This window comes from Sutcliffiella sp. NC1 (genome assembly GCF_027594365.1).
GTDB lineage: Bacteria > Bacillota > Bacilli > Bacillales > Bacillaceae_I > Sutcliffiella > Sutcliffiella cohnii.
Map to the genome: position 1 here is coordinate 3442674 of NZ_CP115153.1, position 15248 is coordinate 3457921.

17 protein-coding genes and 1 riboswitch are annotated in these 15248 nt (G+C 35.3%); of the genes, 4 read left to right on the forward strand and 13 right to left on the reverse strand.

Translation table 11 applies throughout. The features are described from left to right. The first annotated feature begins 199 nt into the window (after positions 1-199). Both O1A01_RS18055 and O1A01_RS18060 read left to right on the forward strand, forming a co-directional pair. Entirely contained in the window at positions 200-559 is a 360-nt protein-coding gene (locus O1A01_RS18055) for a hypothetical protein (RefSeq protein WP_270064648.1), read from the forward strand. Then, a complete protein-coding gene (locus tag O1A01_RS18060) occupies positions 552-1088 on the forward strand; it encodes a hypothetical protein (RefSeq protein ID WP_270064649.1) in 537 nt (178 codons plus the stop codon). Before O1A01_RS18055 ends, O1A01_RS18060 begins: the two co-directional genes overlap by 8 nt. A 47-nt stretch (positions 1089-1135) precedes the next feature. Here the strand turns inward: O1A01_RS18060 and O1A01_RS18065 are convergent, their stop codons facing one another. From O1A01_RS18065 to O1A01_RS18095, 7 genes are all read right to left on the reverse strand, one after another. After that, the gene (locus O1A01_RS18065) at positions 1136-2134 is read right to left on the reverse strand and encodes an ABC transporter permease (protein ID WP_270064650.1); all 999 of its coding nucleotides are present in this window, start codon (positions 2132-2134) and stop codon (positions 1136-1138) included. Beyond that, positions 2124-3629 (reverse strand): sugar ABC transporter ATP-binding protein, encoded by a 1506-nt coding sequence (locus O1A01_RS18070; protein ID WP_270064651.1) that lies wholly within the window; start codon positions 3627-3629, stop codon positions 2124-2126. Before O1A01_RS18070 ends, O1A01_RS18065 begins: the two co-directional genes overlap by 11 nt. A 61-nt stretch (positions 3630-3690) precedes the next feature. Then, positions 3691-4800 carry a sugar ABC transporter substrate-binding protein gene (locus O1A01_RS18075; protein ID WP_270064652.1) on the reverse strand — a complete coding sequence of 370 codons (1110 nt, stop codon included), beginning with the start codon at positions 4798-4800 and terminating at the stop codon, positions 3691-3693. Positions 4801-4942: 142 nt separating this feature from the next. Continuing rightward, positions 4943-5051, reverse strand: a riboswitch (SAM riboswitch). 124 nt (positions 5052-5175) lie between these two features. Continuing rightward, positions 5176-5463: a hypothetical protein gene (locus tag O1A01_RS18080; RefSeq protein ID WP_270064653.1), complete on the reverse strand. Its 288-nt coding sequence runs from the start codon at positions 5461-5463 to the stop codon at positions 5176-5178. Positions 5464-5602: 139 nt separating this feature from the next. Then, positions 5603-6022, reverse strand: coding sequence for an arsenate reductase (thioredoxin) (gene arsC, locus O1A01_RS18085; protein ID WP_270064654.1), 420 nt, complete (start codon positions 6020-6022; stop codon positions 5603-5605). Positions 6023-6046: 24 nt separating this feature from the next. Further along, positions 6047-7345 carry an arsenic transporter gene (locus tag O1A01_RS18090; RefSeq protein ID WP_270064655.1) on the reverse strand — a complete coding sequence of 433 codons (1299 nt, stop codon included), beginning with the start codon at positions 7343-7345 and terminating at the stop codon, positions 6047-6049. Between the two features lie 13 nt (positions 7346-7358). Then, a complete protein-coding gene (locus tag O1A01_RS18095) occupies positions 7359-7703 on the reverse strand; it encodes an ArsR/SmtB family transcription factor (RefSeq protein ID WP_270064656.1) in 345 nt (114 codons plus the stop codon). 231 nt (positions 7704-7934) lie between these two features. Here O1A01_RS18095 and O1A01_RS18100 point away from each other — a divergent pair, with 231 nt between their 5' ends. Both O1A01_RS18100 and O1A01_RS18105 read left to right on the forward strand, forming a co-directional pair. Continuing rightward, a complete protein-coding gene (locus O1A01_RS18100) occupies positions 7935-8546 on the forward strand; it encodes a class I SAM-dependent methyltransferase (RefSeq protein ID WP_270064657.1) in 612 nt (203 codons plus the stop codon). A 140-nt stretch (positions 8547-8686) separates the two neighbouring features. Then, positions 8687-8860, forward strand: a complete 174-nt coding sequence (locus O1A01_RS18105; protein ID WP_270064658.1) for a hypothetical protein — start codon at positions 8687-8689, stop codon at positions 8858-8860. 21 nt (positions 8861-8881) lie between these two features. Here O1A01_RS18105 and O1A01_RS18110 read toward each other — a convergent pair whose 3' ends face one another. The 6 genes from O1A01_RS18110 to O1A01_RS18135 form a co-directional block, all read right to left on the reverse strand. After that, entirely contained in the window at positions 8882-10345 is a 1464-nt protein-coding gene (locus O1A01_RS18110; RefSeq protein WP_270064659.1) for a SulP family inorganic anion transporter, read from the reverse strand. 265 nt (positions 10346-10610) lie between these two features. Further along, on the reverse strand, positions 10611-11273 hold the full coding sequence (gene phoU, locus O1A01_RS18115) for a phosphate signaling complex protein PhoU (RefSeq protein WP_270064660.1): 663 nt from the start codon (positions 11271-11273) through the stop codon (positions 10611-10613). Between the two features lie 17 nt (positions 11274-11290). Next, positions 11291-12085 carry a phosphate ABC transporter ATP-binding protein PstB gene (gene pstB / locus O1A01_RS18120; RefSeq protein WP_270066435.1) on the reverse strand — a complete coding sequence of 265 codons (795 nt, stop codon included), beginning with the start codon at positions 12083-12085 and terminating at the stop codon, positions 11291-11293. A 49-nt stretch (positions 12086-12134) separates the two neighbouring features. Continuing rightward, complete coding sequence (gene pstA, locus O1A01_RS18125; protein ID WP_270064661.1) at positions 12135-13019, reverse strand: phosphate ABC transporter permease PstA; 885 nt, start codon at positions 13017-13019, stop codon at positions 12135-12137. Between the two features lies 1 nt (position 13020). Next, entirely contained in the window at positions 13021-13971 is a 951-nt protein-coding gene (pstC, locus tag O1A01_RS18130; RefSeq protein ID WP_270064662.1) for a phosphate ABC transporter permease subunit PstC, read from the reverse strand. An 88-nt stretch (positions 13972-14059) separates the two neighbouring features. Further along, the gene (locus O1A01_RS18135) at positions 14060-15070 is read right to left on the reverse strand and encodes a PstS family phosphate ABC transporter substrate-binding protein (RefSeq protein ID WP_270064663.1); all 1011 of its coding nucleotides are present in this window, start codon (positions 15068-15070) and stop codon (positions 14060-14062) included. Between the last annotated feature and the right edge of the window lie 178 nt (positions 15071-15248).

A 15248-nucleotide genomic window follows, 5' to 3' on the forward strand; every position in this document is an offset into this window, starting at 1 on the left:
CTCCTACCCGCATAAAATGTAGAAAAAACACGTAAAATGTATAGGCTCTTTCTATGTATGATGAAAAAACCTTCTTTTTCTTTATTGTCCATAAAACGGAAATTATTTTAACAGTATGTAACAATTACAAAAAACTAATGATTTTTTATAGTAGTTTAGTTTATTATTATACAAGTGAACTTAAAAACGAGGTGAAAGCATGATTTATGCAAGTATCAGCCTTATCGTCATTTCCGCCGTTCTTATCGTTTTATCCTTCTTTCAACGTGACAAAATAAAAGAGCTAGAAGAAGAAGTTGAACAGTTATCAATGGAAGTTGTTCAAGATAAATATAAATTAGAACGAAAAATTAAAGTGTTAGAAGAGGAACTACTTGTTGGACCTAATCATACAGATTCTGTTAAGTCTGGACAAGCTAGCGAAGAAGAAGTAGCGATATCCCTTTATCAAAAAGGATATACTGCTCAGCAAATTGCTCAATTCACTTCTACACCTTTAGCTAAAGTACAAACTATGCTTCAATCTGTCCAAAAGAAAGGAGCGAATTCCTATGAATAATAGTATTCGCGCTTTTGCTATTGGAATCCTCTTTGCAACAGGAGTAACTGGGTGTGCCTATGCATTTGAAGGCTCAAAAGAGGTAGTATTAGAGGAAGAACAAGTTCTTTCCTATGCAGAAGAAAATAGTTTAGTAGTATTATCAAAAGAAGAGTACGACCAACTACTACCACAATTAGATGACTTGAAGGATGAAACAACAGTAAAAGAACCAACCGAACCGGAAGAAGATAAGACTGTAGAAGAAGAAGTAACGAAAGAAGAAAAAATTGAAAAAGAAGAAAAAGAAGAGCCGAAAGAAGAGAAAAAAGAAGAACCTAAAACTTTTACATTAACGATTCGTGAAGGTATGTTGCTTCATGAGGCGACTAAAGAATTAGAAAACGCCGGAATTATTGATAATGCATTTAGCTTTAATCAATATTTAGAAAAGAATGACAAAAGTAAGCTAGTTCAAATTGGAACATTTGAATTAACTACAGGTCTTTCTTATCGTGAAGTAACGGCTATCATTACAAAAAACAGATAATGAACTTTTATTATTTTTTAGAGGAGGATCTATATCCCTCCTCTTTCTTATTTAAATTTATAATATGTTATCGCTAATGCTAATGCTAGGACTGCTCCTTTTACTATATCCATTGCATAATATGGAACACTCATCATCACTAATCCATTTTGTAAAATCCCAATTAATACTGCCCCAACAAATGTGCCAAATGCATTTGGTTTTCCAGCTCCAAGAACAGAGTACCCTATAAAAGCTGCCGCAACTGCGTCCATTAAATAAGGGGAACCTGCGTTAATTTCAGCCGTCATGACTCTTGACGCTAGCACAATACCACCAAGCGCAGCGAAAAAGGCACTCATTAAGTAAGCAGCTATTTTATATTTGGAAACAGCTATTCCTGATAATCTAGCAGCCTCAGTATTTCCTCCAATAACGTACATAGACCTACCATGCTTCGTAAAGGTTAAAAAAACGTGAACAATAATTACGACAAAAAGCATAATGATAATAATCCAAGGGACTTGCCCAATACGTGCAAACAATGAGGTAATAGTTCCTTCTGCAAACGTTCCGTCAGGCATCATCATGTTTTGTGAAACTGTTGCTCCTTTTGTATACGTTAATGCTACACCTTGAATAATAAACATCATCGCTAACGTTAATAACATATCAGGGATTTTCACTTTTACGATGAAGAATGCATTCAAAGCTCCAACTAGTAACGCTGCCGCTAATGCGGATAGTATCGCTATAAATGTATTTTGCGAAAACCATACAAACATCGAAATAACGATAGCATTGGAAAGTGACGCTACCGAACCGACCGACAAATCGAAGCCATTTACCGTTAACGAGATCGTTATTCCAATTGCTATAATGGTAACGATAGATATAGAGCGTAAAATACTAATAATATTATTGCTCTGAATAAAAGCGGGTTGTGATATAGCAAAGAATGCAATTAATAGAATAATCGTTAATATAGTTCCGTATTTATATAGAAAGGTAAACAAATCCCACTTTTTTGTGATTTGCGCTTTTCCGGTATAAAGCTCATTTTCCATAGTCGGTCCCTCCTGTTGCGTAATACAATATTTCCTCTTCACTTGTTTCAGAAGTAGTTACCTCTTTCACAATCTTGCCATCATATAAAACATAAGTGCGGTTCGTTAACCCAATAATTTCGGCTGTTTCACTTGAGGCATAAAGAATTCCTTTCCCCCTCACTGCAAGCTGATGAATTAACTCAAAAATATCCTTTTTAGCTCCAACATCTATTCCTTTTGTCGGTTCATCAAAAATATAAAGATCTGCATCTGTTAACAACCATTTCCCAATAACAATTTTTTGTTGATTTCCTCCAGACAAAAATTGGACTTTTGTTTTAGAGGAAGGTGTTTTAACTCCTAAACGATTAATCAACTCATTTGTCTTTTGATTTTCTATTCTTTTATTTAAAAAATGATATTTATTAGAAACAGCATGTAAGTTGGCAGCTGTCATGTTGACGGCGACAGATTCAGAAATAAGAACTCCTTCTTTCCTTCTCTCTTCTGGAATGAAGGCAATACCTTTAGAAACTGCATCTGTAGGGCTTTTTATCTTTACTTTTTCATTACCAATCATCAGCTCACCTGAAGTAATTGGCTCACACCCAAATAAAGCTTTACATAATTCTGATTTCCCTGCACCAACTAAACCAGCAATTCCTACTATTTCACCTTTTTTCACATGTAAATCCATATTTGATAACATATTAGAATCTGTTAATCCATTTACCTGTAGCAATGTTTCACCTGTAGTAGCCTTACGTTCCGGAAATTGATCTTCTAATGTTTTTCCAAGCATTAGTTCAACTACTTTATTTGGAGTAGTTACATGTGTCGCCTCTTGTCCAACTACTTTACCATTTCTCATTACTGTAATTTGATCACATAAGGCAAATATTTCTGGTAAGCGATGAGATATAAAAATAACTCCTACATTTTTTCTCATTAGCTCTCTGACAATTTTAAATAGCTGATCTGTTTCCTTTTTACTTAAACTAGCTGTTGGTTCATCTAGCAAAAGAAATTTACACTCAGTCGTAAGAGCTCTTGCTATTAACACCATTTGTTTTTCAGCAAGTGTTAAGTCCCGCACTAGTTTTGTTGAGGGTACTTGCACATCCACGCTTCTTAATACAGCTTCCGCTTCTTTATGAACCTTCTTCCAATTCACCCAAAAATTTTCCTCTACTTTATGTAGCATTATGTTTTCGCCAACTGTTAAATATGGGATTAAACCAGTATCCACTTCCTGATGGACAATTTGGATACCATATTGTAGAGCCTCTTTTGGTGAATTAACGGAAATTTTTTCTTCATTAATGAAAATATCGCCTGTATAGTGAGTGTAACTCCCAGAAAGTACTTTCATTAACGTTGATTTCCCTGCACCATTTGCACCAATTAACGCATGAACTTTACCTGTTTCTGCGATAAAATGAACCTGTTGTAATGCTTTTACTCCAGGGAATTCAATAGAAATATTCTCCATGTTTAGTGTCATTTTCTTCATACTGTTCCCCCATTTGTAAAAGAAAAGGGAACACCCTCAAAATCGAGAGTGTTTCCATTACTTATTTTGTATAGTGGGCTTTTAATACTTTCATCCATTCCTCTTCGAATGCAGTTGAAACTCCCCAACCATCAATAACATCCACTAAGTTAACCATATTTACTGGTTCGTTCACCGTTTGTAATGCTTCTTGAGAAATTAATGATGCTTCTAAATCGTAAGTTTCCGGTGTCTCTTCACCAGCAAGCTTTTTCGCTAATATTCTCATATTCACTGCACCAATTAACTTCGGATCAACTGCTGCTGTATATTCCCATGAACTTCCTTCTGATTGAATTTCTTGTAAGTCTGCGTTTGAAACGTCAATACCGTAAATTTTAATTTCATCACGACCAGCTTCTTTTATAGCGCGAGCCGCCCCAATTGCAAATGCGTCCCACGTTGCAAAAATAGCATCAATTTCTCCTTTTCCATGCTTGTTTAACATTGCTGCAACAGCGTTTTGCGTTTGTACAGACGTATCTGATGTTGCTACACCAAAACGTTCTAATTCATTTAAACCACTATTTTCTTTTAGCACTTCCTGGTATACCGCGTTTCTACGAACCATCGGTGGAAATCCATCAACCCATAAATAAACGATATTTGCTTCCCCATTGTAATCTGCTACTAACTGATCAAGAGCTAATTGAGCTAATGCTTCATCATCTTGCGAAGTTAACGTAACTCCTGAAACTGTAGCAATGTCCGGATTAGAATCAAAGGTCACAACACTTTTTCCGTTTTCCGTTAGCTTCTTTACAGCATCTACTGTGGCAGCATCATCACCGTGAGAAATAATAAAACCATCAAAATCTTGATTTAACGCTTGTTCAATAGCATCATGGAATTTAGCTGTATCACCGTTTGCTGTAAACACGTCTACTTCAAAGCCTAACGCTTCCCCTTCTTCCTTCGCGCCTGCTAAAAACTGAGTCGTATGGTCATCACCACCAATTTTTCGAATGACTTTAATTTTTGCACCTTCCCCGTTAGAAAAACGCTCTGGAACATTGTCAAATGAAACTGGTTCTTTACTTCCTTGATTTGTAGGCTGGTTATTACTACACCCCGTTAATATTAATGAAAATGCAAGTGCAGTTAGGAATAATCCTTTTATCCAATTCTTCATTGTATTCTCTCTCCTTTTTTCTTATCTCTTAATACGGATCTTTTTCTCTTGATTACAATCCAGTGAGAGGGCTACCGATATGTAAAATAAAAAAACCTCTCTAATAAAGAGAGGTTTTAAACGGCGTAATCCGGTTTATCCTCTCTCATCTTTCAAAACAATTGCTTGTTTTGCAGGATTTAGCACCAATTCCATGATGGAACGGTTGCTGGGCATCATAGGGCCAGTCCCTCCGCCTCTCTTGATAAGAGATCAAGTATTAAGATTTTAAATTTTTATATAACAATACTTTAAACTGTTAAAGTGAAGCTGTCAACGTTTTTTTAATTTTAATTATTTTCAATACAATCCGTTTATGCAATGAGCAACTATTAGTTAATCACAACAACAATTTAATTCTAATCCTTCAAATACTAGAGCTTCGCCGTAAGGTCCTTCCTCTATTTTAAGAGTAACCCCTTTTAATAAATGCTCTACCTCCGGTTCCATCGCTATCTTAATTTCATTAATTGTTGTCACGATATCGTCTTTTTTCGGGTTATCTAATGAAATACCTACCGGTGTATCTCCACATGTTGAATTATGAAATAATCGAACATTGTTTGCTTCATGATCTTCTAATATATTTTCTAAAGCGATTTTCGCTTCATCTGAAATGTTCATATTCCATCCCACCTACATTGTTAATGTTACTTCTACTATTTTCGGCTTTTAACAAATAAATGTAAAGAAATATGCTTTTCCAAAAAATTTCCATACAAACAAACCCAGCAACCCCTCATTTGGAGTTACTGGGTTTTACTTACTTACCTGTATCAGCAAATTGCTTTATACGATCCCCAATTTCATCTCGAACTCGTTGGAAAAATGCCCATTTTTCTTCATCTGAACCTTCAGCCTTTGCTGGGTCATCAAATCCCCAATGAACTCTTTCCTTATTTGGGGGAGTTGCTGGACAAACATCATTTGCATGACCACATAAAGTAACAACTAAATCTGCTTTCTTTAAAATTCCAGGATCAATTGTATCAGAAGTTTGATTAGAAATATCAACACCAGCTTCATTCATCGCCTTAATTGCGTTAGGATTCACACCATGTGCTTCAATTCCCGCACTGTAAACTTCCCACTCATCACTTAAATATTTCTTTCCCCAACCTTCTGCCATTTGGCTTCTGCAAGAATTTCCTGTACATAAAAAGTAAATTGTTTTTTTGCTCATTTGTTTTATCTCCTTTTATCGTAATTAGCCAATAATTAACAGCCAAATATATAAACCAATTAAGGTTATAAATAACGTTGGGATTGTTAAAATAATTCCTACTTTAAAATAATAGCCCCAAGTAATTTTTACACCCTTTAAGTTGAGTACATGTAACCAAAGTAGTGTAGCAAGTGACCCAATCGGTGTAATTTTCGGTCCTAAGTCAGAACCGATTATGTTGGCATAAATGAGAGCTTCTCGTATTACACCCGAAGTATTTGTATCTTGAATTGCAATTGCATCTATCATAACAGTCGGCATATTATTCATAACAGATGATAGAATAGCAGCAATGAATCCCATCGAAATTGTAGCGACGAATAATCCTTGATCAGCAGCTTTTTGAATCACATCTGTTAAGACCGAAGTTAACCCTACATTCCTTAAACCATACACAACGACATACATCCCTATAGAGAAAAACACAATTGCCCATGGAGCGCCTTTTAATATCTTCGTCGTTTCAATTGCATCACTTGTTCTACTAATGAATAAGAAAATAATAGCTACTGTTGCTCCAACGAACGAAACAGGAATTCCACTAAACTCACTTACGAAATATCCAATTAATAAAAATGCTAAGGCATACCATGAAAGCTTAAATAGTTTTTTATCTTTAATTGCTTCAACCGGTTCCTTCAAATGAGTGGCATCATAAGTTTTTGGGATGCTTTTACGGAAAAACAAATATAAAACTAAGATACTTGCACCGAGAGAAAAGAAGTTCGGCACAATCATTCGGGATGCATACTCTACAAAACCTATTTGGAAAAAATCCGCCGATACAATGTTTACTAGGTTACTGACGACTAACGGTAAAGAAGTCGTATCTGCAATAAACCCACTTGCCATAATAAATGGAAGAATCATCTTCTCTTTAAAATTTAAGTTACGGACCATCGCAAGTACGATTGGTGTTAAGATTAATGCTGCCCCATCATTCGCAAAAAAGGCCGCTACAACCGCTCCTAACAACGATATATAGACAAACATTCTCACACCTGACCCTTTGGCGAACCTAGCCATATGAAGTGCAGACCATTCAAAAAATCCAATTTCATCTAGTATTAGAGAAATGATAATTAACGCAACAAAAGTAAGTGTTGCATTCCATACAATTCCAGTTACATCCCAAACATCTTGGAGTGAAACAACTCCTACTAGTAGTGCAATTAGCGCACCAACACAAGCCGACCAACCGATGGAAAGCCCTCTTGGCTGCCAAATAACAAAGATGAGTGTCGCAATAAATATTGCAGACGCTAAAATAATATTTAACAACTGTATTCCCCCATTAATTGCATGAAATTCGAAGTCCTTTTAATTGTAATTCATCCATTTTCTCTTCAAGATCAGGCACATGAGATAAAATGGATTTTAGAAGCGGATAATGATCATGTTGATCGTTTAAAGAGTAAATAATCCATTGTCCCCTTCTCGATTCTTTTACTAAGCCAATATCCTTCAATTTTCGTAAATGTTGACTTATGGAAGGTTGACTCATTTTAAAAATTTCCACAAACTCACACACACAACATTCATGATGTTGCATTAAAGCAACCATCGATAAACGTGTTTTATCACTCAATGCCTTTAACGTTATAGCAGCACTTTCGATTTGCTCTAAAGATTCGCTCATAGTATTCCCCTTTCTTCTCCAATTCACATAACCAAATGCTTATATAACTGAATGTTTATATAATAAAACACTTATATGCAATTTTCAATAGAAAACATATTAAGTTATTGTAAATTTATTATTTAGCTCTTTTAACTGCTCTAACCAAATTTATGACCGTATTCAAGTTTTCATCTAGAAAAATAAACTGATATAATAACATAAAAATAATAAAAAGTGGTGAAAAGAACCATGCTTGAATTGACAGATGAACGTATTGTTCCTGAAAAAATGAAACTGACAAATGGTTTACTATTAGAGCATTTAGCGCGCTACCACTTTACAATTCCTTTTTTACACGGAAGAGTGTTAGACTTTGCTTGCGGATCTGGATATGGAACTCACATAATGGCAAAAATAGCAAAGAAAAAAGTGACAGAAGTTGTAGGTATAGATATTAGCGAAGAAACAATTATGTACGCAAAAAAAACGTACTACCACCCGAAATCAACATTTATTGTTGGAGATGTAGCGGACCCAAAATTACCTTCCAGTTTAGGTAATTTTGATTGTATCGTAAGCTTCGAAACGATAGAGCATGTACAACAGGAAGAACAGTTCCTTCTTAATATATACGACATGTTAAAACCAGGCGGTACATTAATATTATCTACCCCTTTTGGCCAAGGTCGAGGATACCCGACAAATGAGCCGTATCACGTACATCAATTATCACGAGAAGAGTTTTTTAATTTATTTCCAACTTATGACGAGGTTAGTTTTTTCTATCAAAAGGGTGTTCTAGTTGTTCCTAAAAATGAGTCAACTTTTTACCCAATTGGCATTGTTGTTTGTAAAAAATAGAGATGTACAGGAAAAAAGTGTTAAAAGCGAAGTTCTTCCTGAATTTTCCGACAACTTTCTTGTTAATGATAGGTTAATTTACTAAAATAAAAGTGTAAGGAAAACGCTTTTAAACCTAATGGTGAAAGGTGTGGCTGAATATGATGGACTATCAATACAGAAGAAAAGCCTTGCAAAGCTTAAAAAATGAAAAAGAAGAAGTAAAGCAAGAATTTAAAAATGAGTATGCGAAGTCAAAATCTCTTCTAGCAACGATTGTTTCATTCTTACCGTTCGCCAATCACAGTTCAAATACAAACCAAAGGCACCCCTAAAGGAGTGCCTTCTCATTTAATTTAGTGTCCAGAAGTAGCAGATAAACCAATTCGATTTACTAATGCTTCACTTTCCGGATTCATTCCTACAATTGTTACTTTTTTATTATACTTTTGATACTTAGCTAAAGTTTTGCCAATTGCAACTACAGCAGACTGATCCCAAATATGGGAAGTAGAGAAGTCAATTACAACTTCCTCAGGATCATTTTGATAATCAAATAAATCAATAAAATGACTCATCGTTCCAAAGAACATTTGCCCTTGGATACGGTATACTTTCTTATCGTTGTCCATCATACCATGTGCCTTAATTTTTGCCATTCTCCAACCGAAGATTAAAGCACTTATTACAACACCTGCAAAAACACCTTTTGCTAAATCGTGAGTGTAAACGACAATCGCAACAGTTACAATCATTACAAAAGCATCCGCTCTTGGTGTTTTAGGTAATTCACGTATAGATTGCCAATCAAATGTTCCAATAGAAACCATTACCATTACACCAACTAATGCTGCCATTGGTATTTGAATAACAACGTCTCCTAATACCATAATTAAAAATAATAAAAACACACCTGCTACTAATGCAGAGAGCCGACCACGTCCACCAGATTTAACGTTAATAACAGACTGTCCAATCATTGCACAACCTGCCATCCCACCGAAAAATCCAGTTACGATGTTCGCAATACCTTGTCCTTTCATTTCACGATTTTTATTACTTTTCGTTTCAGTCATTTCGTCTACAATTGTTGCCGTTAATAACGACTCTAAATTTCCCACGATTGCTAATGTAAACGCGTAGGGTAATATAATCATTAACGTCTGCCAAGATAGTTCAACCATCGGAATGTGGAAAATTGGTAACGCTCTCGTAATTTCACCTTGATCTCCCACCGTTGCTAATCCAAAACCACCGCCAAAAACTACTACTGCGGTAATAACTACAATTGCCGCTAACGCAGATGGAATTGCTTTCGTGAAACGAGGCAAAATATAAATAATCGCCAACGTTGCAAGTACGAATCCAACCATTAAGAAGGACCCGCCTTTTTCTGGTTTAAACTGTTCTAACTGAGCCATAAAAATTAATATGGCTAGGGCATTTACAAAACCAATAATAACAGCTTGTGGCAAAAATGAAATATACTTTCCAAGTTTGAATACACCCATCAAGACTTGTATAATACCAGTTAGCACGGTAGCAGCAAATAAATACTCAATGCCGTGATCTGCAACTAACGTAATCATTAATAGTGCCATCGCACCTGTTGCCGCTGAAATCATTCCTGGACGTCCACCAGTAAAAGCTATGACAACAGCGATACAAAAGGATGCATAAAGCCCTACCATGGGGTCTACACCTGCGATTATGGAGAAGGCAATTGCTTCAGGAATAAGGGCTAAAGCAACGGTCATACCTGCTAAAACATCGCCGCGAATGTTTCCAAACCATTCTTGTTTTAAGTTTGCTATGTTCATAGCACACCTCTTTCTATATGTTTTTTATTTTTGACTTTCTACTCTCAAGAAAGCCGAGGCCGTTTATAACAAGAAAAATGATACCACATTCCTCCTATTCATCAAAACGGCAAAGTAAACGAATTCAGAGCAATTTTTCAATCCTTTTCTCCTTATTTCTCCCTTTTTCACACTAAGTTCACAAAAAAGACAAACTCATATAAATGTAATTTTCTGAATAATAAAACCAACAAAAAAAGAAGCAGAGTTTCCCCTACTTCTTCCATTAAACGTTTAATTCATAATGCTTACCTTTTACTAAATAAAAAACACTCTCTGAAATATTTGTAGTATGGTCAGCAATTCTTTCTAAAAATCGGCAAATAAAACTTAATTGGGTAATTTGATGAATCATATCTTTGTTTTCAACAGTTAAAGATAATAATTCTTTTATATTTTTTCCGTAAAGCTCGTCTACCTCATCATCCATTCCTGCAACTTTCTTTGCTAAAACGATATCTTCATCGTAATATGCTTTTAATGCCAGGGAAAACATTTCCGTAACGATGCTATACATTTTTTGGATATTTTCCATCGGAATGATGAAAGGGTCGTTTTCACCGATACGTATAGTAGACTTCGCTATGTTTACTCCATGATCAGCAATTCTTTCTACATCTGTTGAAATTTTAATGGCCACGATAATTCGCCTTAAATCAATAGCAACAGGTTGTTGTTTAGCAATTAACATAATAGAAGTATCATTAATTTCTTCATCTAATTTATCTACCCGATTATCGTCTTCAATCACTTGTAAGGCACTTTCAATGTTTCTTGTCTGTAAAGAAGTAAATGATTTATCTAGTGCAATTTCTGCTAAACTACCTAACTCTAATAATTTATTACGTAACGACTCTAAATCAATATCAAACTTTCCGCGAACTGACATTTATCCCCACTCCTTTATTATCCGAAACGGCCTGTAATATAATCTTCTGTACGTTTATCATTTGGGTTAGAAAAGATTTTATTTGTTTGATCAAATTCGATTACTTCTCCATTTAAGAAGAAAGCCGTTTTATCGGAAATACGAGCTGCTTGCTGCATATTATGCGTTACTATGATGATGCTGTAATCTTTCTTTAATTCTTGAACTAGTTCTTCTACTTTTAAAGTAGAAATTGGATCAAGTGCACTCGTCGGTTCGTCCATTAAAATTACGTCTGGTTCAATCGCTAAACAGCGAGCGATACAAAGACGTTGCTGCTGACCGCCAGATAATCCGTATGCATTTTCGTTTAGACGGTCCTTTACTTCATCCCAAATAGCCGCCCCGCGTAAGCTTTTCTCTACAATTTCATCTAATATTTTTTTATTTTTTATTCCGTGCGTTCTCGGTCCGTATGCAATGTTATCGTATATCGATTTTGGGAAAGGATTCGGCTTTTGGAACACCATCCCAACGTAAGTTCTTAACTCTTCCACTTTATATGATTTTTGAAAAATACTTTGTTCACGATACGTTATATCTCCAGAAATACGAACAGTTGGAACTAACTCTACCATTCGGTTTAACGTTTTTATATAAGTTGATTTACCACAACCTGAAGGTCCGATAATTGCCGTAACTTCATTTTCGTTGATTTCAAGGTTAATATTTTTTAATGCATGATCATTGCCGTACCATAAATTTAAATCTTTCGTGTTATATACAACTTTCTTTTGTTCAGGTAACCCTTGTACATCCACTTGAACTTCCATATCTTTTTTTAACTGTGTAGCTAATACCATAGTTTATCCCTCCGTTAGATTAATATCGTTGTTGGAATTTATTTCGTATAAAGATGGCTATTGAATTCATCGCGAATAACACAAATAATAAAACAACAATTGTAGCAGCAGCTAAGTTTGCATATTCGGCAACAAGTGCAGCGTCCACCGTCCAATAATAAATTTGCATCGGTAAAACGGTAAATTTATCAAAAATCCCACCTGGAAACGGAATTAATAATGCTGGAATACCGATAACTACTAACGGAGCAGTTTCACCTATTGCTCTTGATAGTGCTAATATCGTACCAGTTAAAATTCCAGGTAATGCAGCTGGCAATACAACTTTGATAATAGTTTGCCATTTAGTTGCACCCATTGCATACGATGCCTCTCTTAAAAAAGAAGGTACAGCACGAACTGCTTCTTGACTTGAAACAACGACAATCGGCAATACTAGGAGCGCCATCGTTAATCCACCAGCTAATATAATATTTCCTAGCCCAGCAGCTCGAACGAAAATAGTTAACCCTAAAATACCAAAAACGATAGATGGAACACCAGCTAAGTTTGATATGTTTGTTTGGATAAAGGACTGGAATTTACTCTTTTTTGCATATTCTTCTAAATATATTGCTGTTCCTACTCCAAGGAATAACGTAATTGGAGCAACAACTATCATTAACCAAACAGTACCTAAGATGGCACCCATAATACCAGCTCTCTCAGGCATAGTAGATAACTTATTCGTTAAAAAGGATAAGTCAATCCAACCAATACTTTGAGAAATAACCCGATAAAATAAAACAACTAAAACTACTAAACCTACTATAGTTGATAAGAAAAACAATGTTTTTAAAATTTGATTGAATAATAGTCGAGAAGACATTTTCTTTTGTACTTGAGCTGAATCAATATATTTCATATTAATATTCCTCCCTAAATTTACGAGAGATGTATTGAGCTAACATATTCATCACGAGAGTAAATACAAATAACGTCATTGCAACAGCATATAGACTGTAATATAAAGTTGAACCGGCTGGAGCGTCTCCACCTGTTACTTCGACAATATAAGCAGTCATCGTTTGCATCGATTGCGTTAAATCAAATGTAAAGTTTTTTGAACTACCACTCGCAATTGTTACAATCATTGTCTCGCCTATTGCTCGGGAAATAGCTAGTACAAAAGAAGCAATAATTCCAGACATAGCAGCAGGAACCACTACTTTCCATGATACTTCTAGTTTTGTAGCACCTAATGCCAATGCACCTTCTCTCATTGATTTAGGTACAGAACTCATGGCATCCTCTGATAAAGATGCAACCATTGGAATAATCATGATCCCCATTACAATACCCGGACTGAGGATGTTAGATGGCTCAAGACCTGGTATAAATGATCTTAATAGAGGAGTTACAAACGTTAAAGCAAAAAATCCATATACGATTGTTGGAATTCCTGCTAACACTTCAAGAATTGGTTTTAAAGCTTTTCTTACTCTTTCTGACGCATACTCACTTAAATAAATAGCGGACATTAACCCAATCGGAATCGCGACACACATCGCAATAAGTGAAGACATTAATGTTCCTGCAATTAAGGGTAAAATACCGAATTGAGCATTTTCACCTAAAGGCTTTAATACTGTGCCTGTATAAAATTCCACAAACGGTACTCTTTTAAAAAATTCAAATGTTTCCGTTATGAGTGTGAGAATAATACCAATTGTCGTTAAAACAGAAATAATAGCAATTACTAATAAAAGTTTAGGCATTACCGTTTCTAAAATTTTGTGCATGTTTACAGTATTTTTATTTTTCTTTATTAATTCTCTAACATTAGCTTTTTTTACGTTAGTTGTTACTTCTGGCATTTTTGAAGACCCCTTTCATCTAAGCGCCAAAGATTAACAGATAAGAAGATGAGTAACGTAACTGTACCCACCTTCTCCTATTACTTTATTATTTAAGAGCTTCTAGCTCACTAACTACTTTATCAATTTCTTCAGATGGAAGTGGAGCAAATCCAGTCTCTCCAGCTACATCATTGACAGATTTCATCGCGTAGATTGCGAAGTCTAATACTTGTGGCTTTTCTTTCGCGTGATCCACATTTAAGTAAGTGAATACTGGGCGAGTGAAGTTAGCATATGCGCCATCTTCTTTAATAGTATCTAAGGAAGGTTCTACAGGACCGTTACCAAAGTCTACTTTTACTGCAGTTAATTTATCAGTGTTATTTGCATAGTAACCATATCCGAAGAATCCGATAGCGTTTTTATCTTTTGAAATTAAATCTACTAAAGTAGAATATTCTTGTTGTAAGTTAACATCGCTAGATAAATCTTCTTTACCTAAGATTACTTCCCAGAAAAACTCATACGTACCATGGTTTTCGTTAGGACCGTAAGTGTTAATTGGCTCATTTGGGAAATCAGAACGTACATCAGACCAGTTTTCTTTACCAGTTGAAGCTAAGAAAATATCAATAATTTCTTGTTCAGTTAATTCAGTAGCCCAATCGTTTTCAGGGTGTACTACAAATGTTAATCCATCTAAAGCTACTTTTAATTCTTTTACTTCCATTCCAAGTGCATCTGCTTCAGCTTGTTCTTCATCTTTAATTTGACGGGATGCATCGTTGAAATCAGTTCCATTTTCAACTAAAAACTTTTTGAATCCAGCACTTGTACCTGCTCTACTTACTTCAACAGAAACTCCTTCTTGCTCATTAATCATGTAGTTTTCAGCTAATTTTGCCATTAAAGGATAAACAGTACCTGATCCGTCGATAACTACGCTTCCTTCTAACTCTACGGAAGCTTCTCCACTTCCTGCATCACCGCTACCAGAATTACTATTACCTGTGTTGTTGGTTCCTCCGTTGCCATTCGTGTCACTACTACAAGCAACTGCAAATAGAGCGATTGCTATCATAGAAATTAGTAAAAATAAACGTCTCATGCTTTTCATTCTTTTTTTCCCCCTACTTGTATGAATGTTTTTTGTTTTGTCCTACAAGAATAAGAATAAACCTGTTGTATTAATGAGGTATTAATAGAGTGTGAAATGAATGTAAATGTTTTGTAAAAGAGAGTTAAAGAAGGAATATTTTCTAATTAATAGGGCAGGAGCATAAATAAATACAGAG